We start from the raw sequence: 22,045 nt of genomic DNA, 5'->3' as shown, positions 1-22,045 counted from the left end.
GTCAGAACCCGCTCGGCGCACGTCGTCGTGGTGACGGGCGGTCGCGGTGAGGTCGGGGGTCGGATGGTGTCGGGGACGGATCGAGGGCGCCACGGCTGGGTGGCGTTCGGGGCTGGGGCGTCGATCGCCCTGGGGGTGATCGGAGGGCTCGGCGCCGCCGAGCAGGTGCGCCCGAGCAGGGCCCCCACCGCGCCGGACGACGCCGCGAGCCGCTCGACCATGGGAGGGTCCATGAGGCCGGCGGCCGACTCGGCGTCCCGCGCCTCCACGGGGAGTGGCCGGATGGTCGAGCTCGCCCCGCCGCGGCCAGCCGACCCGCCGCGGTCGGAGCGTTCGCCGGCCGGCGCGGCGGTCGGCTGAGCGCCCCTGACGAGCGGTCCGTGTCAGCCCGGGGCGTCGCGGCCCTGGTACGGCGCGACATGGCGCCCCTGGGAGGTCGACCTGGTGGCCGTCGCGTCGACCAGCCGGTAGCCGACCCCCCGCACCGTGTCGAAGTGCGCGGCGCCGAGTTTCTTGCGCAGGTAGCGCACGTAGACGTCGACGACGTTCGAGCCGGGGTCGAAGTCGTACCCCCACACCTGGGAGAGGAGCTGCTCTCGGCTGAGCACGTGCCCGGGGTGGCGCAGGAAGGTCTCCGCCAGCGCGAACTCCCGCGCGGACAGGTCGATCTCGTGGTCTGCCACCTTCATCCGCCGGGTGCGCAGGTCGAGCTGCAAGGGCCCGTGCGTCAGGGTCGTCGCCTCGCCGACCTGCTGCGGCGTGCGCAGCCGCAGCCGCACCCGGGCCAGCAGCTCCTCGAAGCGGAACGGCTTGGCCATGTAGTCGTCGGCGCCGGACTCGAGGCCGGTCACCGTGTCCGTCACCGAGCTGCGCGCCGTCAGGATGATGACCGGCACCGCCTCGCCCGTCGCCCGCAGCTGCTGCAGCACGTCGAGCCCGTCCATGTCCGCGAGGCCCAGGTCGAGAACGAGCAGCGCGTACTCGCCGGTGCGGGCGAGGTCGATGGCCTCCCGCCCGGTGGCCACCACACTGGTCGCGAACCCCTCGGCGTGCAGGCCCTTGGCGATGAAGGCGGCGATCCGCTCTTCGTCCTCGGCGATGAGGATCTGCGTCATCTGTGCTCCACGAGCTCGGCGCGCCCCTGGCGCGACTTTTCGGTGTACGGGATGGCGGGCAGGTCGAGGAGGAAGACCGAGCCTGGTCCGGCGTGCGCGGGCCAGCGCTCGAGGCGGACGCGGCCCCGGTGGGCGGCGGCGATGGCCGCCACGATGGGCAGCCCGAGGCCTGCGCCCTCCGAGCGGCGGCCCGTCCGGTCCGCGCGGCCCCGGTGGAACCGCTCGAAGATGCGCTGCTCCTCCTCGGGCGCGACTCCCGGGCCCTGGTCGTGCACCCACAGGCGCACCCGACCGGCATGCAGCTCGCTGCCGATCCGGATGCGGGTCCCGGGTGCGGAGACCGACACGGCATTGGCGATGAGCTGCAACCAGGCCTGCGTGACGCGCTGCGAGTCCACCATCAGCACCACGTCCGCGCGGGCGGTGACCTGCCACTGCCTGTCGCCCAGGCTGCGGGCCTTGTCCAGCACGTCATCCGTCAGGCGCCCGATGTCCGTCGGGGCGGGCCGCACGAAGTCCGGCCGGTCCGCGGTGGCCAGCGTCATGAGGTCGTCGACGAGGCGGTGCATCCGGTCCAGCTCGTCCAGCGCCAGCGACTGCACGGCCCGCACGTCCTCCGGGTCCCTGGGGTTGATGAGCTCGAGGTGCCCGCGCACGATCGTCAAGGGCGTCCGCAGCTCGTGCCCCACGTCGTCGAGCAGCTCGCGCTGGGAGCCGAACGCGTTCTCCAACCGGTCGAGCATGGCGTTCACTGTGGCCGCCAAGTCCGACAGGTCGTCGGCGCCCGAGACCGGGATCCGCTCGGACAGGTCCGACTCGGTGATCCGGCGGGCGGCGTCGCGCAGCAGCCGGATGGGGCTCAGCAGGCGGCCCACCACGAACCAGGCCACCGCGGCGATTACCGCGAGCGACCCCAGGGCGATCGTCGCGTACGTGAGGTAGGTGCGGCTGAGCGTGTCGATCTCCGCGCCGCGGTCGACCGCCACGACGAACATGCCGACGGACGGGTCCCCGCCGACCCGCACCGGCACCGCGACCATCCGGTACTCCGTCAACGACGTGCGCACCGTGCGCAGCTCGACTGGCTGGTCGGAGGGCAGGTCCCGCAGCAGGTCCACGAGCTCGAGGTCCGCCTCGAGGCGCAGCACCACGGGACGGGACGCGAACCAGCGAGGCTCGCCGTCGACCAGCGCGATCACGCCCTCGTGCTCCGTCAGGCCACGCATCTGCACGGCCTTCTCGAGCAGGTCCGCCACGGTGGTGAACTTAGGCCTCGACGCCTGGTCGGGGTTCGGCCCGTCGTTGGCGGTGATGTGCAGCACCTCGACGGCGCGGCCCAACGAGCTGTCGATCCGGGCGTCCGTGGCCTGCGCTTGCAGGGCGAACGCCGCTGCTCCAGCGATGAGCACGGTGAGGCCGGCAAGCGCGACCACGGCTCCGAGCAGCCGCGCGCGGACGGTGACGTGCGCCGTCCGCCGCGCGGGGTTCCAGCTCGCCCGGGGCTGACGCGCGTGCGTCGCCCTCATGGCCACGCCCAGGCGCCGTCCGACATGCCGCGGGAGCCGCGGTCCCTGCTGCCAGTGTCATCCTGCCCCGATGGGAGGGCGGCCTCGCCTGACACCCCGGTCGGCGCCGGCGAGGGGGACGGTGACGGCGGGGCGGGCGGGGAGGGGAGGAGCACGACGACCGGGGATGGGCTCGGGACGGGCGTCGGGCTCGAGGTGGGCGAGGGGGCGGTCGTGCGCGTGACGCGCACCGGCTCCGGGCGGGGCCATCCGACGGGGCCCGACCCACGCCAGCTCCACCCCGACCTCGGCCACCGGGAGTCGGGGTCGTGCGTCGATGTCGGCGTGGCGTCGGGGGAGAGCGCGCCAGGCGTCGAGGCGGCGGTCCCCGGCTCTGCGGCGCTCGGAGCCCCGGGCGCGCCCGGCGCCGGGGCTGCGAGGGGCACGTGGTCGGCGAGGGAGTCGCCGTCGTCCGGTCCGCCGCCGTCAGCCGGGGTCGGCGCGACGTCGCCGGGCGCCGGGGCGTCAGGCCGGGGCGACGCGCCGTCCTCGAGCCCCCGCGACACGACCAGCGGGATACCGATGGGCCCGGTCATCGGGGCGGTGTCCGAGAACGCGGCCGCGGACGCGACGCCGAGCAGCAGAACCGCGGCCGAGCCGCCCGCGACGACACTGGCGTTTCGGGGCATACCTCACACTATCGGTCTTTTGCGTGAGACTTCCATGAGGGTGCAGGTCAGCGACCTGGGCACCGGCGCCACCTGGCCGTCCGCCACTCTTCACCCATCGTCGCGCCGCCGCCACCGGAAGGTGCGCACCCCGACCAGCAGGCCCACCACCAGCCACGCCAGCAGCACAGCCACCGTCGCCCCGTGCTGCCAGGAGCCGGCGACCTCGAAGGACTCGGCCTCCGCCGGCAGGAACACCGAGCGCATGCCCTGTGCCATCCACTTCAGTGGGAACACCGAGGCCACCTGCTGCATCCACGCCGGGAGGTCGTTGAACACGAAGAACACCCCGGAGATGAATTGCAGCACCAGCACGATGGGAGTGACGACCGCCGCGGCGCTGCGCCCGGAGCGCGGCGCCGAGGAGAACGCGACCCCGCACACAGTCCCCGTCGCGGTGCCCAGCACGAACACCCACGCGAAGGTGAGCCACGCGCCGCCCCTCGGCATCGGCACGTCGAACGCCGTCGCCGCGAGCAGGAGCAGCAGCGCCGTCTGCCCGATCGAGATCACCAGCACCTGCCCGACTTTGCCGAGGAAGTACGCGCTCGCGGGCAACGGGGTGGCGCGGAGCCGCTTGAGCCCGCCCTCGTCCCGCTCCGTCGCGATCATCAGGGCGACCGACTGGAAGCTGGACAGCATCACGCCCGTGGCGACCATCCCGGGCAGGAAGTACTGCGCGTACGGGATGCCGGGCGGCGGGCCGACCCGGTTGCCGTCCTGGCCGAACACCGTCGAGAAGATCGCCAGCATGATCACCGGGTAGGCGAGGATGAAGACGATGGCGTCGCGCTCGCGGAAGAACAGCCGTAGCTCGAGCCAGGTGCGGGACAGGCCCAGCCGCAGCACCCCGGGCAGGCGTCCGCGTGCGGGCGCGTCGGCGGGGCGGCGGGGGTCGACGGCCGTCATGCGACAGGCTCCTCGTCCTGGGCCGCCGCGGCGTCGCCGATCAGGCCCAGGTACACGTCCTCGAGGCTGGGGCGCAGCACCTGGAGGCCCGGGATCTCGGCGTCGGGCCAGCCCGAGCGGGCGGCGAGCTCGGCGACGGTCCGCGTGGGGTGGTCGGTGCGGACCTCGCGGGGCTCACCGTCCTCGACCCACCGCACGACGGCGCGGCGCGCGGCGCGCCCACCCAGCTCGGAAGGGGCGTCGAGGGCCAGGATTCGGCCGTCGCGCACCACGGCCACCCGGTCGGCCAGGTGCTCCGCCTCGTCCAGGTAGTGGGTGGTGAGCAGCACCGTCGTGCCCTGGTCGCGAAGTCCGCCGACGAGGCTCCAGAACGAGCGCCTGGCCTGCGGGTCGAAACCTGTGGTCGGCTCGTCGAGGAAGAGCAGCTCCGGGTCGCCGACGATGCCCAGCGCGACGTCCAGCCTGCGGCGCTGACCGCCGGAGAGCAGCCGGACGCGGGTGCGGGCCTTCTCGCGCAGGCCCACGGCGTCGATCACCTCGTCAGGGTCCCGCGGCGCGGGGTAGTAGCCCGCGAAGTGGCGCACGAGCTCCTCGGCGGTGGCCTCGGACAGGTCGCGCGCCTCCTGCAGCACCACGCCGATCCGGGCCCGCCACTCGCGGCCCGCCGTCGCGGGATCCTGCCCGAGCACGCTCACGTGGCCGGCGTCACGGTCGCGGAACCCCTCGAGGATCTCGACCGTCGTCGTCTTGCCGGCGCCATTGGGGCCGAGCACCGCGAAGACCTCCCCGCGCCGGACCGCGAGGTCGAGCCCGTCCACCGCGACGCGGTCGCCGTAGCGCTTGCGCAGCCCGGCGACCTCGACGGCCAGAGGGCTCGCCGGCACCGGTCAGCCCGCCCGCCGCGGCCCGCGGGTCACTCGGCCTCGGCGAGCAGCCGCTGGATCCGGCCGACGCCCTCGACGAGGTCGTCGTCGCCGATCGCGTACGAGAGCCGCAGGAACCCGCTGGGGCCGAACGCCTCGCCGGGGACCACCGCGACCTCCGCCTGCTCGAGGATCAGCGCGGCGAGCTCGACCGAGGTGGTCGGGGTCACGCCGCGGATCGTGCGGCCCAGCACGCCCTCCACCGAGGGGTACGCGTAGAAGGCGCCCTGCGGGGTGGGGAGGGCCACGCCGTCGATGGCGGTGAGCATCTCCACCATGGTGCGCCGCCGCCGGTCGAAGGCCTCGCGCATCCGCTCGACGGCCGTCAGGTCGCCGGTGACCGCGGCGAGAGCGGCCCGCTGGGAGACGTTGGCCACGTTCGAGGACAGGTGCGACTGCAGGTTCGTCGCCGCCTTGATCACGTCGGAGGGGGCGATCATCCAGCCCACCCGCCAGCCGGTCATCGCGTAGGTCTTCGCGACGCCGTTGAGCACGATGGTCGTGTCGGCGAGCTCCGGCACCACCCGCACGATCGGGGTGAAGACCGCGCCGTCGTAGGTCAGGTGCTCGTAGATCTCGTCCGTGATGACCCAGATGCCGTGCTCGAGCGCCCAGCGGCCGATCTCCTCGGTCTGCTCGGGGGAGTACACGGCCCCGGTGGGGTTCGAGGGGGAGCAGAACAGCAGCGCCTTGGTCCGCTCGGTGCGCGCCGCCTCGAGCTGCTCCACGGTCACGAGATAGCCCTGGTCGGCGCCGGCGACCACCTCGACGGGCACGCCGCCAGGCAGCCGGATCGCCTCGGGGTACGTCGTCCAGTACGGGGCGGGCAGCAGCACCTCGTCGCCCGGGTCCACGATCGACGCGAACGCCTGGTAGACCGCCTGCTTGCCGCCGTTGGTCACCAGCACGTTCGCGGGGGAGACCTCGTAGCCGGAGTCGCGCAGCGTCTTCGCCGCGATGCCCTCGCGGAGCGCCGGCAGCCCGGCGGTGGGGGAGTACCGGTGCGACGCGGGCTCGCGGGCGGCGGCGACGGCGGCCTCGACGATGTAGTCGGGGGTCGGGAAGTCAGGCTCCCCGGCGCCGAACCCGATCACCGGGCGGCCCGCCGCCTTGAGCGCCTTGGCCTTGGCGTCGACCGCGAGCGTCGCGGACTCGGCGATGGCGCCCACGCGCTCGGAGACGCGGGACCGGGGCTGGATCGTGTTCTGGGTCACGTGCCCATCTTGGCAGACCCGGGCGCCCGCGTGGAGGAGGCGTCGACGCGTCGAGACGCGGGTCCCTGGGCGGCGGGGCGGCCGCCGGGAGCGCCCCGGGAGCCCTGGCCGGGAGGCTGGTTCGACCCACGGCCAGGTCTCGCGTACAGTGGTCCACCGGCGGTTGACGTCCGCCATGATGAGCCGTGCCCGCAGATCGTGCCCCCCGGGGCCGGGACGCGCATGGCCCACCGTGGCGGGGTGACTACCGCCGTAGGGCAGTGGCGCAATTGGTAGCGCACCGGTCTCCAAAACCGGCGGTTGCGAGTTCGAGTCTCGCCTGCCCTGCGCACGCGGTCACGGTCCGGCTCTCTAGTCGGGCCGGCGCCGCGACCCGGCATCTCCGGGACGCAGCGCACCACACGACGAGCACGTAGGGGACAGCTGTGAGCGAATCCGCACCTGCCGAGGCGTCCGACGCCGGCGGCTCCGCGCCGCGGACGGATCTGCCGACGCCGGTCCGTAGCGACGGTCCAAACCGTCGCGGCCTCTTCGCGCGCATCGCGCTCTTCATCCGCCAGGTGGTCGCGGAGCTCAAGAAGGTCGTGCGCCCGACGCGCTCGGAGCTCGTCACCTACACGGGCGTGGTGCTCGTGTTCGTCGTGATCGTGATGGCGTTCGTGACGTTGGTGGACCTCGGTGTCGGCGAGGCCACGTTCTTCATCTTCGGAGGCTGACGCCCCGCACTCCCAGGTCGGGCGGCCCCCGTCCACCCGTTCTGCAGGACAGTCGTTGAGAAAGCAGGTTCGCACGTGTCGTACGAGTCGCAGGAACCCGAGCAGGGCACTGCCGAGACGGAGCTCGAGGACGCACTGGCGTCGGTCGAGGCGGTCGAGGCGCCCGCCGCAGGTTCTGCTGACGCCGTCGAGACCGTCGAGGCCGCTGACGAGAGCGTGACCGACGAGGTCGAGCAGGCGGACGTCGAGGCCGAGGTCGAGGCAGATGTCGAGGAGGACCCGGTCGCGGCCTTCAAGGCGCAGCTCCGGACGCAGCCGGGTGACTGGTACGTCATCCACTCCTACGCGGGCTACGAGAACCGGGTGAAGGCGAACCTGGAGAACCGGACCCAGAGCCTCAACATGGAGGACTACATCCACCAGGTCGAGGTGCCGATGGAGGAGGTCACGGAGATCAAGAACGCGCAGCGCAAGGTCGTGCGCCGCGTCCGGATCCCCGGGTACGTCCTCGTCCGCATGGACCTCACCGACGAGTCGTGGGGCGCCGTGCGCCACACGCCCGGCGTCACGGGCTTCGTGGGGCACACCCACCAGCCGGTGCCGCTGACCCTCGACGAGGTCTTCTCGATGCTGGCGCCCACGCTGGAGCCCGCCAAGACCTCGGCAGGCGGCGCCGCGACGCGGGCCGCGACCGAGATCAAGGTCGACTTCACGGTCGGCGAGTCGGTCACCGTCACGGACGGCCCGTTCGACACGCTGCCCGCGACGATCTCCGAGATCAACCCTGAGAACCAGAAGCTCAAGGTGCTCGTCTCCATCTTCGGCCGGGAGACCCCGGTCGAGCTGTCGTTCAGCCAGGTCGCCAAGATCTGAGGCTGACACCCCACCGACGGCGTCGCGCGGCGCCGTCGGCCGCGCAAGTCACCTGAAGTTCACGAAGAAGGACCCGACATGCCTCCCAAGAAGAAGGTCACCGGCCTGATCAAGCTCCAGATCAAGGCTGGGGCTGCCACGCCGGCGCCGCCGATCGGACCCGCACTGGGTCAGCACGGCGTCAACATCATGGAGTTCTGCAAGGCGTACAACGCGGCGACCGAGTCGCAGCGTGGGGACGTCGTGCCCGTGGAGATCACGGTCTACGAAGACCGCTCCTTCACGTTCATCACGAAGACCCCGCCGGCCGCCGAGCTGATCAAGAAGGCCGCTGGCGTCGCCAAGGGCTCGCCCACGCCGCACACGGTCAAGGTCGCCACGCTGACCGCCGACCAGGTGCGCGAGATCGCCAGCACCAAGCTGGTCGACCTCAACGCGAACGACCTGGCTGCCGCCGAGAAGATCATCGCCGGCACCGCACGGTCCATGGGCATCAACGTCCAGGCCTGACCAGCACCACATTCGAGAAGTGCAGTGGCAGGGCCCTGTGCGGCCCGACGACCACGACTGCTGACCAAGGAGAACCAAGCAGATGGCTAAGCACAGCAAGGCGTACAACGCCGCGCTCGAGAAGATCGAGCCGAACAAGCTCTACGCGCCGCTCGAGGCCGTGCGCCTCGCGCAGGCCACGTCGACGACGAAGTACGACGCGACGGTCGAGGTGGCCTTCCGCCTCGGCGTCGACCCCCGCAAGGCGGACCAGATGGTCCGTGGCACCGTCAACCTGCCGCACGGCACCGGCAAGACCGCTCGGGTCCTGGTCTTCGCCACGGGTGAGCGTGCCGAGCAGGCTCGGGCCGCCGGAGCCGACATCGTCGGTGGCGACGAGCTCATCGAGAAGGTCGCCGCGGGTTACACGGACTTCGACTCCGCTGTCGCCACGCCGGACCTCATGGGCAAGGTCGGCCGCCTCGGAAAGGTCCTGGGCCCGCGCGGGCTCATGCCGAACCCGAAGACCGGCACGGTGACCATGGACGTCGCGAAGGCCGTCAACGACATCAAGGGCGGCAAGATCGAGTTCCGCGTCGACAAGCACGGGAACCTGCACTTCATCATCGGCAAGACGTCGTTCTCCGACGTGCAGCTGGTGGAGAACTACGCCGCGGCGCTCGACGAGGTCCTGCGGCTCAAGCCGTCCGCCTCGAAGGGCCGCTACATCACCAAGGCGACGTTCTCGACGACGAACGGCCCCGGCATCCTCGTCGACCAGAACAAGGTGAAGAACCTGACGGTCGAGGAGACCGACGCGGCCTGATGCGCGTCTGATCTGCTGGGAAGGCCCGGTCCGTTCGCGGACCGGGCCTTCTCGCGTCTGCGCGTGCCCGGGAGCGCGATTTTGCCTCCCGCCGCGGGTGACGTATGGTGAGTGCGCCCAAGACCGCCGGTCGTCGGCCACCGCAGGATGCTCGCAGTTCGCGAGGATCGTCGCGGCAGCCGCCCGAAGTCCCGCAGCAGCGGAGGCCAGCGCAGGTGAGAGATTCGAGTCGCATGTAGTCCAGTGCCTTCGAGCCCCGCGCCTGCGCGGGGCTCTTGTCGTGTGCGGGGTGAAGACGACCGGTGGCACCACCACCGGAAGGATTGCCATGGCGAGGCCGGACAAGGCAGCCGCAGTCGCAGAGCTCACGGACGCGTTCCGTGACTCGAACGCGGCCGTGCTGACCGAGTACCGCGGGCTCACCGTCGCCCAGCTCAAGCAGCTGCGGCGCGCGCTCAGCGGCAACGCAACCTACGCCGTGGTGAAGAACACGCTGACCGCCATCGCGGCCAAGCAGGCCGGCATCGAGAGCCTCGACGCCGACCTCCAGGGCCCCTCGGCCATCGCCTTCGTCACCGGTGACCCGGTGGAGGCGGCCAAGGGACTGCGTGACTTCGCCAAGGCGAACCCCGCGCTGGTCATCAAGGGTGGTGTCCTCGAAGGACGCTCCCTGACCGCTGCGGAGATCAACACCCTCGCGGACCTCGAGTCCCGCGAGGTCCTGCTGGCCAAGACGGCCGGCGTGCTCAAGGCGTCGCTCTTCCAGGCGGCGTACCTCTTCACGGCGCCTGCGGCTCAGGCTGCGCGCACCGTCGACGCCCTGCGCGCGAAGCGCGAGGAGTCCACCGAAGAAGCAGCCTGAGCCACCCGGCCCAGCAGCTCGAACCCCCCGCTTGCGCCGACCACCGAGGTCGGCGGGCACGACATGGAAGGACACGCCATCATGGCGAAGCTCACGACTGACGAGCTCATCAGCGCATTCAAGGAGCTCACGCTCATCGAGCTCTCCGAGTTCGTGAAGGCCTTCGAGGAGACCTTCGAGGTCACCGCCGCCGCTCCGGTCGCGGTTGCCGCTGCTCCCGCCGCCGGTGGCGGCGAGGCCGCTGCCGAGGAGGAGAAGGACGAGTTCGACGTCGTCCTCGAGGCCGCTGGCGAGAAGAAGATCCAGGTCATCAAGGAGGTGCGTGCCCTCACGAGCCTCGGCCTGAAGGAGGCCAAGGACCTCGTTGACGGCGCCCCCAAGGCCGTCCTGGAGGGTGTCAACAAGGAGGCCGCCGAGAAGGCCAAGGCCGCTCTCGAGGGCGCTGGCGCCACCGTCACCCTCAAGTGACACTTGCCCCCGGGCCGTGGTGACACGGCCCGGGGGAGCCCTCCGCGAGGAGGGCGGATGCGACGAGACCCGCACCCCGGCAGGGGTGCGGGTCTCGTGCTCTGCAGGTCGACTGCCGCGCGCTGGGCTCTTGGGCCCGGGCGTCAACGCTGGTCAGACGGCTTGCGCTCAGGCGCTCTCCATGCCGGGCTAGACAAGTCTATTCAGAGCGTATACGCTAGCGCTTTGCGCTGGCTTGTGCCTGCAAACCCGACCCCGAACCCGAACTGCCATCGCCATGCGCGCGCCCCAGAGCGTGCGTCCGGTCCAGGGTAGGGGACGGGTGGGCAGATGGCACGTCCCGCGCACAGCGTGCACTCGATCCGCAGGGAAGGACCCCTCTTGGCTGCCTCGCGCACCCCTTCTGCTCCGTCCGCCGACGCACTCGCGAAGCGCACCGCGTCGCGTCGCATCTCCTTCGCCAAGATCCACGAGCCCCTCGAGGTCCCCGACCTGCTCGGTCTCCAGACCGAGAACTTCGACTGGCTGCTCGGTAACGAGAAGTGGCAGGCCCGTGTGGCCACCGCTCTCGAGCAGGGACGTCAGGACGTCCCGGAGACCGCCGGTCTCGAGGAGATCTTCGAGGAGATCTCCCCCATCGAGGACTTCGGCGGCTCCATGTCGCTGTCCTTCCGCGAGCACCGCTTCGAGCCGCCGAAGTACACGGCCGAGGAGTGCAAGGAGAAGGACTTCACGTACGCCGCCCCGCTGTTCGTCACGGCGGAGTTCGTCAACTACACCACTGGCGAGATCAAGAGCCAGACGGTCTTCATGGGCGACTTCCCGCTCATGACGGAGCGTGGCACGTTCATCATCAACGGCACCGAGCGCGTCGTCGTCTCGCAGCTCGTCCGCTCGCCGGGCGTGTACTTCGAGCGCACCCCGGACAAGACCTCCGACAAGGACGTCTTCACCGCGAAGATCATCCCGAGCCGCGGCGCCTGGCTCGAGTTCGAGATCGACAAGCGCGACAACGTCGGTGTCCGCATCGACCGCAAGCGCAAGCAGAACGCCACGGTGCTGCTCAAGGCACTCGGCATGAGCGAGTCCGAGATCCGCGAGGAGTTCGCCGGGTTCCCGGCCGTGCTCGACACGCTGGACAAGGACCACGTCACGGCTGAGGACGAGGCCCTGCTCGACCTGTACCGCAAGATCCGCCCGGGCGAGCCGCCGACGATCGAGGCCGGCCGCGCGCTCATCGAGAACTTCTACTTCAACCCCAAGCGCTACGACCTCGCGAAGGTCGGCCGCTACAAGGTGAACAAGAAGCTCGGCATCGACGTGCCGCTGCGTGACTCGGTGCTCTCGCGCGACGACATCGTCGCGACGATCAAGTACCTCGCCGCGCTGCACGCCGACGTCGCCACGATCGACGGCAAGCGCAACGGCGAGCCCGTCGCGGTGCGCGTCGAGACGGACGACATCGACCACTTCGGCAACCGTCGCATCCGCGCGGTCGGCGAGCTCATCCAGAACCAGGTCCGCACGGGCCTGTCCCGGATGGAGCGCGTCGTGCGCGAGCGCATGACGACGCAGGACGTCGAGGCGATCACTCCGCAGACCCTGATCAACATCCGCCCGGTCGTGGCGTCGATCAAGGAGTTCTTCGGCACCTCGCAGCTCTCGCAGTTCATGGACCAGAACAACCCGCTCGCGGGGCTGACGCACAAGCGTCGTCTGTCCGCGCTGGGCCCGGGTGGTCTGTCCCGCGACCGCGCCGGCATGGAGGTCCGTGACGTCCACCCGTCGCACTACGGCCGCATGTGCCCGATCGAGACTCCTGAAGGCCCGAACATCGGCCTGATCGGCTCGCTCGCCACCTACGGGCGGATCAACCCGTTCGGCTTCGTCGAGACGCCGTACCGCAAGGTCGTCAACGGCGTCGTCACCGACGACGTGCACTACCTGACGGCTGACGACGAGGACCGCTACGTCATCGCCCAGGCGAACGCGCCGCTCGAGGCGAACGGCAAGTTCGCCGAGGACATGGTGCTCGTCCGCCGTAAGGGCGGCGAGGTCGAGATCGTCCCCGGCACCGCCGTGGACTACATGGACATCTCGCCGCGCCAGATGGTCTCGGTCGCGACCGCGCTCATCCCGTTCCTCGAGCACGACGACGCCAACCGCGCCCTCATGGGCGCGAACATGCAGCGCCAGGCCGTGCCGCTGGTCCGCTCCGAGGCGCCGCTGGTCGGCACCGGCATGGAGTGGCGCGCGGCGGTCGACGCCGGCGACGTCATCGTGGCCTCCAAGCCCGGTGTCGTCACCGAGGTCTCGGCCGACCTCATCGTGATCGCCAACGACGACGCGACGACGTCGACCTACCGGGTCGCGAAGTTCCGCCGCTCGAACCAGGGCACCTCCTACAACCAGCGCGTGCTGGTCGACGAGGGCGCGCGCGTCGAGAAGGGCTCGGTCCTCGCGGACGGCCCGGCGACGGACGAGGGCGAGCTCGCGCTCGGCCGCAACCTCCTCGTGGCGTTCATGTCGTGGGAGGGCCACAACTACGAGGACGCGATCATCCTCAGCCAGCGTCTCGTGCAGGACGACGTGCTCTCCTCGATCCACATCGAGGAGCACGAGGTCGACGCGCGCGACACCAAGCTGGGCCCGGAGGAGATCACGCGGGACATCCCGAACGTCTCCGAGGAGGTCCTCGCGGACCTGGACGAGCGCGGCATCATCCGCATCGGCGCCGAGGTCGGCGCGGGCGACATCCTGGTCGGGAAGGTCACGCCCAAGGGCGAGACCGAGCTGACCCCGGAGGAGCGCCTGCTCCGCGCCATCTTCGGCGAGAAGGCGCGCGAGGTCCGCGACACGTCGCTCAAGGTCCCGCACGGCGAGTCCGGCACGGTCATCGAGGTCCGCACGTTCAACCGCGAGGACGGCGACGAGCTGCCCGCCGGCGTGAACGAGCTGGTCCGGGTGTACATCGCCCAGCGACGCAAGATCACCGACGGTGACAAGCTCGCCGGCCGTCACGGCAACAAGGGCGTCATCTCGAAGATCCTGCCCGTCGAGGACATGCCGTTCCTCCCGGACGGCACCGCTGTCGACATCGTCCTCAACCCGCTCGGCGTGCCCGGCCGCATGAACGTCGGCCAGGTGCTCGAGACCCACCTCGGGTGGGTCGCCAAGCAGGGCTGGGACATCGAGATCGCCGAGGGCGACGACCTGTCGTGGCGCGAGGGCGTCCCGGCGATCGCCGCGAAGTCCCCGGCCGGCAACCCGGTCGCCACGCCGGTCTTCGACGGCGTCCCCGAGGGCACCCTCACGGGCCTGCTCTCCTCGACGCTGCCGAACCGCGACGGCGAGCGCATGGTCGACGGCACGGGCAAGGCCCGGCTGTTCGACGGCCGCTCCGGCGAGCCGTTCCCGGACCCGGTGGCCGTGGGCTACATGTACATCCTCAAGCTCCACCACCTCGTCGACGACAAGATCCACGCGCGCTCGACGGGCCCGTACTCGATGATCACGCAGCAGCCGCTGGGTGGTAAGGCGCAGTTCGGCGGCCAGCGTTTCGGCGAGATGGAGGTGTGGGCGCTCGAGGCGTACGGCGCCGCCTACACCCTGCAGGAGCTCCTGACCATCAAGTCGGACGACGTCCCCGGACGCGTCAAGGTCTACGAGGCGATCGTCAAGGGCGAGAACATCCCCGACTCGGGGATCCCGGAGTCCTTCAAGGTGCTCCTCAAGGAGATGCAGTCGCTCTGCCTGAACGTCGAGGTGCTGTCCTCGGACGGCGTCTCGATCGACATGAAGGAGAACGACGACGAGGTCTACCGCGCTGCGGAAGAGCTCGGCATCGACCTCTCCCGTCGGCCGAACGCCAGCAACGTCGAAGAGATCTGAGGTCGAGCCTCGGCCCGGTCACCGTCATCCGTGACGGGCCGGGCCGGGGCCGACACCACCCAGCAGCACCCTCCATCCGCCGGCCGCCCGTAGGCGCCGGCAAGCGAAGGAAGTAGGACCCCCTTGCTCGACGTCAATGTCTTCGATGAGCTGCGAATCGGCCTGGCCACGGCCGAGGACATCCGCACCTGGTCGCATGGCGAGGTCAAGAAGCCCGAGACCATCAACTACCGCACGCTCAAGCCCGAGAAGGACGGCCTCTTCTGCGAGAAGATCTTCGGCCCGACCCGGGACTGGGAGTGCTACTGCGGCAAGTACAAGCGCGTGCGCTTCAAGGGCATCATCTGCGAGCGCTGCGGCGTCGAGGTCACGCGCTCGAAGGTGCGCCGTGAGCGCATGGGCCACATCGAGCTCGCCGCGCCCGTCACGCACATCTGGTTCTTCAAGGGCGTGCCCTCGCGGCTCGGCTACCTGCTCGACCTCGCCCCGAAGGACCTCGAGAAGGTCATCTACTTCGCGGCGTACATGATCACGTCCGTCGACGTCGAGGGCCGGCAGGAGGACCTCCCCAACCTCCAGAACGAGATCGACCTGGAGAAGAAGGAGATCTCGGACCGCCGCGACAACGACATCAACACCCGCGCCCAGAAGCTCGAGGCCGACCTGGCCGAGCTCGAGGCCGAGGGCGCCAAGGCTGACGCGCGCCGCAAGGTGCGTGACTCCGCTGAGCGCGAGATGACGCAGATCCGCAAGCGCGCCGACGCGGAGCTCGACCGCCTCGAGACGGTCTGGGACCGTTTCAAGAACCTCAAGGTCGCCGACCTCGAGGGCGACGAGATGCTCTACCGCCAGCTGCAGGACCGCTACGGCAACTACTTCGAGGGCTCGATGGGCGCCTCGGCGATCCAGAAGCGCCTGGAGGCCTTCGACCTGGAGGCCGAGGCCGAGTCCCTGCGCGACACGATCAAGAACGGCAAGGGCCAGCGCAAGACGCGTGCCCTGAAGCGGCTCAAGGTCGTCAACGCGTTCCTCACCACGACGAACTCGCCCACGGGCATGGTCCTGGACGCCGTCCCGGTCATCCCGCCGGACCTGCGTCCGATGGTCCAGCTCGACGGTGGCCGTTTCGCCACCTCGGACCTGAACGACCTGTACCGCCGCGTCATCAACCGGAACAACCGCCTCAAGCGGCTCCTGGACCTGGGCGCGCCCGAGATCATCGTCAACAACGAGAAGCGGATGCTCCAGGAGGCCGTTGACTCGCTGTTCGACAACGGCCGTCGTGGCCGCCCTGTCACGGGCCCCGGCAACCGGCCGCTCAAGTCGATCTCGGACATGCTCAAGGGCAAGCAGGGCCGGTTCCGCCAGAACCTGCTCGGCAAGCGCGTCGACTACTCGGGCCGTTCGGTCATCGTCGTCGGCCCGCAGCTCAAGCTGCACCAGTGCGGCCTGCCGAAGCAGATGGCCCTCGAGCTCTTCAAGCCCTTCGTCATGAAGCGGCTCGTCGACCTCAACCACGCGCAGAACATCAAGTCGGCCAAGCGCATGGTCGAGCGTGCCCGCCCGGTCGTGTGGGACGTCCTCGAAGAGGTCATCACCGAGCACCCCGTGCTGCTCAACCGCGCGCCCACGCTGCACCGCCTCGGCATCCAGGCGTTCGAGCCGCAGCTCGTCGAGGGCAAGGCCATCCACCTGCACCCGCTCGTCTGCGCGGCGTTCAACGCCGACTTCGACGGCGACCAGATGGCTGTGCACCTGCCCCTGAGCGCTGAGGCGCAGGCCGAGGCCCGCATCCTCATGCTCTCGAGCAACAACATCCTGAAGCCGTCGGACGGCCGTCCGGTGACCATGCCCTCGCAGGACATGATCATCGGCCTGTACCACCTGACGCTCGACAAGGACGACGCGAAGGGCGCCGGCCGGGCGTTCTCCTCGGTGTCCGAGGCGATCATGGCGTTCGACCAGGGCAGCCTGGACCTCAGCGCCAAGGTGCGCATCCGCCTCGAGGACCCGGTCCTCGCGGAGGAGGACGCCCCGGAGGGCTGGGAGCAGGGCACGCCGCTGTCGCTCGACACGACGCTGGGCCGCGCGCTGTTCAACGAGCTGCTCCCGGTCGACTACCCGTACGAGAACGGCGTCGTCGACAAGAAGCGCCTCTCGGTGATCGTCAACGACCTCGCCGAGCGCTACCCGAAGGTCGCGGTCGCCGCGTCCCTCGACGCGCTCAAGGAGGCCGGCTTCCGCTGGGCCACCCGCTCGGGCGTCACGATCTCCATCTCGGACGTCGCGACCCCCGCGGCCAAGGCGGCCATCCTCGAGGAGCACGAGGCGCGCGCGGCGAAGGTGCAGGGCCAGTACGACAAGGGCCTCATCACCGACGACGAGCGTCGCCAGGAGCTCATCGAGATCTGGACGCAGGCCACCGACAAGGTCGCCAAGGCGATGCAGGACAACTTCCCGAAGCAGAACACCGTCTACAAGATGGTCGGCTCCGGGGCTCGTGGTAACTGGATGCAGGTCCGTCAGATCGCCGGTATGCGCGGCCTCGTGGCGAACCCGAAGGGCGAGATCATCCCTCGTCCGATCAAGGCCAACTACCGCGAGGGCCTGTCCGTCCTCGAGTACTTCATCGCGACGCACGGCGCCCGCAAGGGCCTGGCGGACACCGCTCTGCGGACCGCCGACTCGGGCTACCTGACGCGTCGTCTGGTGGACGTCTCGCAGGACGTCATCGTCCGCGAGGAGGACTGCGGCACCGAGCGCGGCCTGGTCATGCCGATCAGCGTGCCCGGGTCCGACGGCACGCTGCGCCGCCACGACAAGGTCGAGACGAGCGTCTACTCGCGCACGCTGGCCACGCCGGTCGAGATCGACGGCAAGGTCATCGGCGAGGCGGGCGAGGACATCGGCGACGTGCTGCTCGACGAGCTGCTCGATGCCGGCGTCACGGAGATCAAGGTCCGCTCGGTCCTGACCTGCGAGTCGCGCGTCGGCACCTGCGCCAAGTGCTACGGCCGTTCGCTGGCCACGGGCAAGCTCGTCGACATCGGCGAGGCCGTGGGCATCATCGCGGCCCAGTCGATCGGTGAGCCGGGCACGCAGCTGACGATGCGTACCTTCCACACCGGTGGCGTCGCCTCGGCTGACGACATCACGCAGGGTCTGCCCCGTATCCAGGAGCTGTTCGAGGCCCGCACGCCCAAGGGCGAGGGCCCGATCGCGGAGTTCTCTGGCCGCATCACGATCGACGAGGCCGAGCGCACGCGTCGCATCGTGCTCACGCCCGACGACGGCTCCGAGGAGATCGCCTACCCGATCACCAAGCGCTCGCGCCTGCTGGTCAACGACGGCGATCACGTCGAGGTCGGCACCCAGCTCGTGGTCGGCGCCGTCGACCCGAAGAAGGTGCTCCGCATCCTCGGCCCGCGTGCCACCCAGAAGCACCTGGTGGACGAGGTCCAGGAGGTCTACCGCTCGCAGGGCGTGGACATCCACGACAAGCACATCGAGGTCATCGTGCGGCAGATGCTGCGCCGCGTGACTGTCCTCGACTCGGGCGACACGGACCTGCTGCCCGGCGAGCTCGCCGAGCGTGGCCGGTTCGAGGACGCGAACCGTCGTGCGGTGGCCGAGTCCGGCCAGCCGGCGTCGGGCCGTCCGGAGCTGATGGGCATCACCAAGGCCTCGCTCGCGACCGACTCGTGGCTCTCGGCCGCCTCCTTCCAGGAGACGACCCGCGTGCTGACCGAGGCGGCCATGAGCGGACGCAGCGACCCGCTGCTGGGGCTCAAGGAGAACGTCATCATCGGCAAGCTCATCCCCGCCGGCACGGGCCTGGCCCGCTACCGGAACGTCACGGTGGAGCCGACCGAGGAGGCGAAGGCCGAGCTGTACCCGTCCTTCGGCTACGACGAGATCGACTTCCCCGCCCTGGGCCTCGGCTCGGGCGAGGCGATCCCGCTCGAGGACATCGACTTCGGCGACTTCCGCTGAGTCTGTGCCTCACAGCTGCACGACCCGAGGGGGTCACCGGTCCGCCGGTGGCCCCCTCGGGGTTTGCCTTGGCAGGGCTCCGCGAGGTCCCCGTGATGGCGGCGCACGGTACGGTGTCCTGTTGCTTTGACGGACATGGGCCGCGCCGGTACCGTAGGAGACCGTGCCCGCGCCGTCGGGCCCTCGTGCGTGCACGTCTTCGGACAGATCAGGACAATACGGACTGATAGACCGAGAGGTGCCGGGTGGAGAAGCGATCTACCGCGCGCGACACACAGTCGATGTGAAGTCGACCGGTGCCGCCATGTGGAGATCGGCCGACACGCCCGGGTGCGGGGGTCGGTGCGGGAGGAAAGGCCTGAGGGCTACGCCCGGCACGTCGCATCATGCGGCGGACCGAGCGACAGTGCCTCCACCAAACTGGGCTAGGACCTGGTTGACCATAGACTCACCTACAGACTCGGAGACGTAGTGCCTACGATCCAGCAGCTGGTCCGCAAGGGCCGGCAGCCGAAGACCAACAAGTCGAAGACTCCCGCGCTCAAGGGGAGCCCGCAGCGCCGCGGTGTGTGCACCCGCGTCTACACGACCACCCCGAAGAAGCCGAACTCGGCTCTCCGCAAGGTCGCGCGCGTCAAGCTGTCCAGCGGCATCGAGGTCACCGCGTACATCCCGGGTGTGGGCCACAACCTGCAGGAGCACTCCATCGTGCTCGTCCGCGGCGGTCGTGTGAAGGACCTCCCCGGTGTCCGCTACAAGATCGTCCGTGGCGCGCTCGACACGCAGGGCGTGAAGAACCGCAAGCAGGCTCGCAGCCGTTACGGCGCGAAGAAGGGCAGCAACTGATGCCTCGCAAGGGTCCGGCCCCGAAGCGGCCGCTCATCGTCGACCCGGTCTACGGATCGCCCGTCGTCACGCAGCTCATCAACAAGGTCCTCCTGGACGGCAAGAAGTCTGTCGCCGAGTCGATCGTCTACGGCGCCCTCGAGGGTGTCCGTGAGAAGACGCAGGGCGACCCGGTCGTCGTGCTCAAGCGTGCGCTCGAGAACGTGCGCCCCGCCCTCGAGGTGCGTTCGCGCCGCGTCGGTGGCGCCACCTACCAGGTGCCCGTCGAGGTCCGCCCCGTGCGCTCCACGACGCTCGCGCTGCGCTGGCTCACCGACTACTCGCGCGCTCGCCGCGAGAAGACGATGACCGAGCGCCTCATGAACGAGATCCTCGACGCCAGCAACGGCCTGGGCGCAGCGGTCAAGCGCCGTGAGGACATGCACAAGATGGCCGAGTCCAACAAGGCGTTCGCGCACTACCGCTGGTGATCCCCGCGGACCGCGAACTTCCAAGCCAACCGACAAGGGGCTGAACACGTGGCACTGGACGTGCTGACGGACCTGAACAAGGTCCGCAACATCGGCATCATGGCGCACATCGATGCTGGCAAGACGACCACCACCGAGCGGATCCTGTTCTACACCGGGGTCAACTACAAGATCGGTGAGACGCACGACGGCGCGTCGACGATGGACTGGATGGAGCAGGAGCAGGAGCGCGGCATCACGATCACGTCCGCCGCGACGACCTGCTACTGGCACGACAACCAGATCAACATCATCGACACGCCGGGCCACGTCGACTTCACGGTCGAGGTCGAGCGCTCGCTGCGCGTCCTCGACGGCGCGGTCGCGGTGTTCGACGGCAAGGAGGGCGTGGAGCCCCAGTCGGAGACCGTGTGGCGGCAGGCGGACAAGTACGACGTCCCGCGCATCTGCTTCGTCAACAAGATGGACAAGCTCGGCGCCGACTTCTACTTCACGGTGAAGACGATCGTCGACCGCCTCAAGGCCAAGCCGCTGGTCATCCAGCTGCCCATCGGCTCCGAGAACGACTTCACGGGCGTCGTCGACCTGGTCGAGCAGCGCGCGCTGGTGTGGCGCGGCGAGACCGCGCTGGGCGAGGCGTACTCCGTCGAGGAGATCCCGGCCGACCTGGTCGAGAAGGCCGAGCAGTACCGCGCCGACCTCATCGAGGCCGTGGCCGAGGCTGACGAGGAGCTTCTCGAGAAGTACCTCGGCGGCGAGGAGCTCACGGTCGCGGAGATCAAGCGCGGCATCCGCAAGCTCACGATCCAGAGCCTCGCGTACCCCGTGCTCTGCGGCTCGGCGTTCAAGAACAAGGGCGTCCAGCCCATGCTCGACGCCGTGATCGACTACCTCCCGACCCCGCTCGACGTCCCGGCCGTCAAGGGCCACGACGTCAAGGACGAGGAGATCATCGTCGAGCGCCACCCCGACGCGACGGAGCCGTTCTCGGCTCTGGCGTTCAAGGTGGCGACGCACCCGTTCTTCGGCAAGCTGACCTACGTCCGGGTGTACTCGGGCAAGGTCGCGCAGGGCGCCCAGGTGCTCAACGCGACCAAGGGGAAGAAGGAGCGCATCGGGAAGCTCTTCCAGATGCACTCCAACAAGGAGAACCCCGTCGAGGAGGCCACGGCCGGCCACATCTACGCGTTCATCGGCCTCAAGGACGTCACCACCGGTGACACCCTGAGCGACCCGAGCTCGCCGGTTGTGCTCGAGTCCATGACGTTCCCCGAGCCGGTCATCGACGTGGCCATCGAGCCGAAGACGAAGGCCGACCAGGAGAAGCTCTCGACGGCCATCCAGAAGCTCGCCGAGGAGGACCCGACGTTCCGGGTGCGCCTCGACGACGAGACCGGCCAGACCGTCATCGGCGGCATGGGCGAGCTCCACCTCGACATCCTCGTGGACCGCATGCGGCGCGAGTTCAAGGTCGAGGCGAACGTCGGCAAGCCCCAGGTGGCGTACCGTGAGACGATCCGTCGCGCCGTGGACAAGATCGACTACGTCCACAAGAAGCAGACGGGTGGCTCCGGCCAGTACGCCAAGGTCCAGATGAGCTTCGAGCCGTTGGACCCGGCCGAGGGCGAGCTGTACGAGTTCGACAACAAGGTCACCGGTGGCCGTATCCCGCGGGAGTACATCCCGTCGGTCGACGCCGGTATCCAGAGCGCGATGCAGCTCGGTGTCCTGGCGGGCTTCCCGCTCGTCGGCATCAAGGCGATCCTGCTCGATGGCGCAGCGCACGACGTCGACTCCTCGGAGATGGCGTTCAAGATCGCCGGCTCGATGATCCTCAAGGAAGCAGTGCGCAAGGCCGACCCGGTTCTCCTGGAGCCGGTCATGGCCGTCGAGGTGCGCACCCCCGAGGACTACATGGGTGAGGTCATCGGCGACATCAACTCTCGCCGAGGCATGATCCAGTCCATGGAGGACGCGACGGGCGTCAAGGTCATCCGCGCCCTCGTGCCGCTCTCCGAGATGTTCGGGTACGTCGGCGACCTGCGGTCCAAGACCCAGGGTCGCGCCGTGTACTCGATGCAGTTCGACAGCTACTCCGAGGTTCCTCGGAACGTTGCCGAAGAGATCATCAAGAAGACCCGGGGCGAGTAAGTCCCACAGGTCGCAACCTGTAGTTCCACACACAACCGACCCGTAGGACCGCACGCTCCGCGCGAG

General features: G+C 69.7%; 17 protein-coding genes and 1 tRNA gene. 12 read left to right on the top strand and 6 right to left on the bottom strand.

Annotated elements, in window-relative coordinates:
- Positions 1 to 383 precede the first annotated feature (383 nt).
- The 6 genes from NP064_RS13785 to NP064_RS13760 form a co-directional block, all read right to left on the bottom strand.
- A complete protein-coding gene (locus NP064_RS13785; RefSeq protein WP_227570290.1) occupies positions 384 to 1,115 on the bottom strand; it encodes a response regulator transcription factor in 732 nt (243 codons plus the stop codon).
- A complete protein-coding gene (locus NP064_RS13780) occupies positions 1,112 to 2,641 on the bottom strand; it encodes a sensor histidine kinase (RefSeq protein WP_227570291.1) in 1,530 nt (509 codons plus the stop codon). Before NP064_RS13780 ends, NP064_RS13785 begins: the two co-directional genes overlap by 4 nt.
- On the bottom strand, positions 2,638 to 3,309 hold the full coding sequence (locus NP064_RS13775) for a hypothetical protein (protein ID WP_227570292.1): 672 nt from the start codon (positions 3,307 to 3,309) through the stop codon (positions 2,638 to 2,640). The genes NP064_RS13780 and NP064_RS13775 overlap by 4 nt, the downstream gene beginning before the upstream one ends.
- A gap of 90 nt (positions 3,310 to 3,399) precedes the next feature.
- Complete coding sequence (locus tag NP064_RS13770) at positions 3,400 to 4,257, bottom strand: ABC transporter permease (protein ID WP_227570293.1); 858 nt, start codon at positions 4,255 to 4,257, stop codon at positions 3,400 to 3,402.
- Positions 4,254 to 5,141, bottom strand: coding sequence for an ABC transporter ATP-binding protein (locus NP064_RS13765; RefSeq protein ID WP_227570294.1), 888 nt, complete (start codon positions 5,139 to 5,141; stop codon positions 4,254 to 4,256). Before NP064_RS13765 ends, NP064_RS13770 begins: the two co-directional genes overlap by 4 nt.
- A 29-nt stretch (positions 5,142 to 5,170) precedes the next feature.
- Positions 5,171 to 6,394: a pyridoxal phosphate-dependent aminotransferase gene (locus tag NP064_RS13760; protein WP_227570295.1), complete on the bottom strand. Its 1,224-nt coding sequence runs from the start codon at positions 6,392 to 6,394 to the stop codon at positions 5,171 to 5,173.
- A gap of 254 nt (positions 6,395 to 6,648) precedes the next feature.
- Between NP064_RS13760 and NP064_RS13755 the strand changes: the two genes are divergently transcribed.
- The 12 genes from NP064_RS13755 to fusA all read left to right on the top strand — a co-directional run bounded on the left by NP064_RS13755 (position 6,649) and on the right by fusA (position 21,979).
- Positions 6,649 to 6,721, top strand: a tRNA-Trp gene (locus NP064_RS13755).
- Between the two features lie 98 nt (positions 6,722 to 6,819).
- Positions 6,820 to 7,110 carry a preprotein translocase subunit SecE gene (gene secE, locus NP064_RS13750; protein ID WP_372456405.1) on the top strand — a complete coding sequence of 97 codons (291 nt, stop codon included), beginning with the start codon at positions 6,820 to 6,822 and terminating at the stop codon, positions 7,108 to 7,110.
- Positions 7,111 to 7,185: 75 nt separating this feature from the next.
- Positions 7,186 to 7,983, top strand: a complete 798-nt coding sequence (gene nusG / locus NP064_RS13745) for a transcription termination/antitermination protein NusG (RefSeq protein WP_227570296.1) — start codon at positions 7,186 to 7,188, stop codon at positions 7,981 to 7,983.
- A gap of 78 nt (positions 7,984 to 8,061) precedes the next feature.
- A complete protein-coding gene (rplK, locus tag NP064_RS13740; RefSeq protein ID WP_227570297.1) occupies positions 8,062 to 8,493 on the top strand; it encodes a 50S ribosomal protein L11 in 432 nt (143 codons plus the stop codon).
- An 82-nt stretch (positions 8,494 to 8,575) separates the two neighbouring features.
- A complete protein-coding gene (rplA, locus tag NP064_RS13735; RefSeq protein ID WP_227570298.1) occupies positions 8,576 to 9,298 on the top strand; it encodes a 50S ribosomal protein L1 in 723 nt (240 codons plus the stop codon).
- A 328-nt stretch (positions 9,299 to 9,626) separates the two neighbouring features.
- A complete protein-coding gene (gene rplJ / locus NP064_RS13730) occupies positions 9,627 to 10,160 on the top strand; it encodes a 50S ribosomal protein L10 (protein ID WP_227570299.1) in 534 nt (177 codons plus the stop codon).
- 81 nt (positions 10,161 to 10,241) lie between these two features.
- Positions 10,242 to 10,628: a 50S ribosomal protein L7/L12 gene (gene rplL / locus NP064_RS13725; RefSeq protein WP_227570300.1), complete on the top strand. Its 387-nt coding sequence runs from the start codon at positions 10,242 to 10,244 to the stop codon at positions 10,626 to 10,628.
- A 381-nt stretch (positions 10,629 to 11,009) separates the two neighbouring features.
- Complete coding sequence (gene rpoB, locus NP064_RS13720) at positions 11,010 to 14,519, top strand: DNA-directed RNA polymerase subunit beta (RefSeq protein WP_227570301.1); 3,510 nt, start codon at positions 11,010 to 11,012, stop codon at positions 14,517 to 14,519.
- 123 nt (positions 14,520 to 14,642) lie between these two features.
- Positions 14,643 to 18,512 (top strand): DNA-directed RNA polymerase subunit beta', encoded by a 3,870-nt coding sequence (locus NP064_RS13715; protein WP_227570302.1) that lies wholly within the window; start codon positions 14,643 to 14,645, stop codon positions 18,510 to 18,512.
- Between the two features lie 471 nt (positions 18,513 to 18,983).
- Entirely contained in the window at positions 18,984 to 19,358 is a 375-nt protein-coding gene (rpsL, locus tag NP064_RS13710) for a 30S ribosomal protein S12 (protein WP_066582331.1), read from the top strand.
- Positions 19,358 to 19,828, top strand: a complete 471-nt coding sequence (gene rpsG, locus NP064_RS13705) for a 30S ribosomal protein S7 (RefSeq protein ID WP_066582332.1) — start codon at positions 19,358 to 19,360, stop codon at positions 19,826 to 19,828. Before rpsL ends, rpsG begins: the two co-directional genes overlap by 1 nt.
- Positions 19,829 to 19,876: 48 nt before the next feature.
- Positions 19,877 to 21,979: an elongation factor G gene (fusA, locus tag NP064_RS13700; protein WP_227570303.1), complete on the top strand. Its 2,103-nt coding sequence runs from the start codon at positions 19,877 to 19,879 to the stop codon at positions 21,977 to 21,979.
- Positions 21,980 to 22,045: the final 66 nt, after the last annotated feature.

It is taken from the genome of Cellulomonas chengniuliangii, from assembly GCF_024508335.1.
Classification (GTDB): domain Bacteria; phylum Actinomycetota; class Actinomycetes; order Actinomycetales; family Cellulomonadaceae; genus Cellulomonas_A; species Cellulomonas_A chengniuliangii.
Note: the sequence above shows the minus strand (reverse complement) of the source record. Positions and strands in the feature narration are given on the sequence as shown.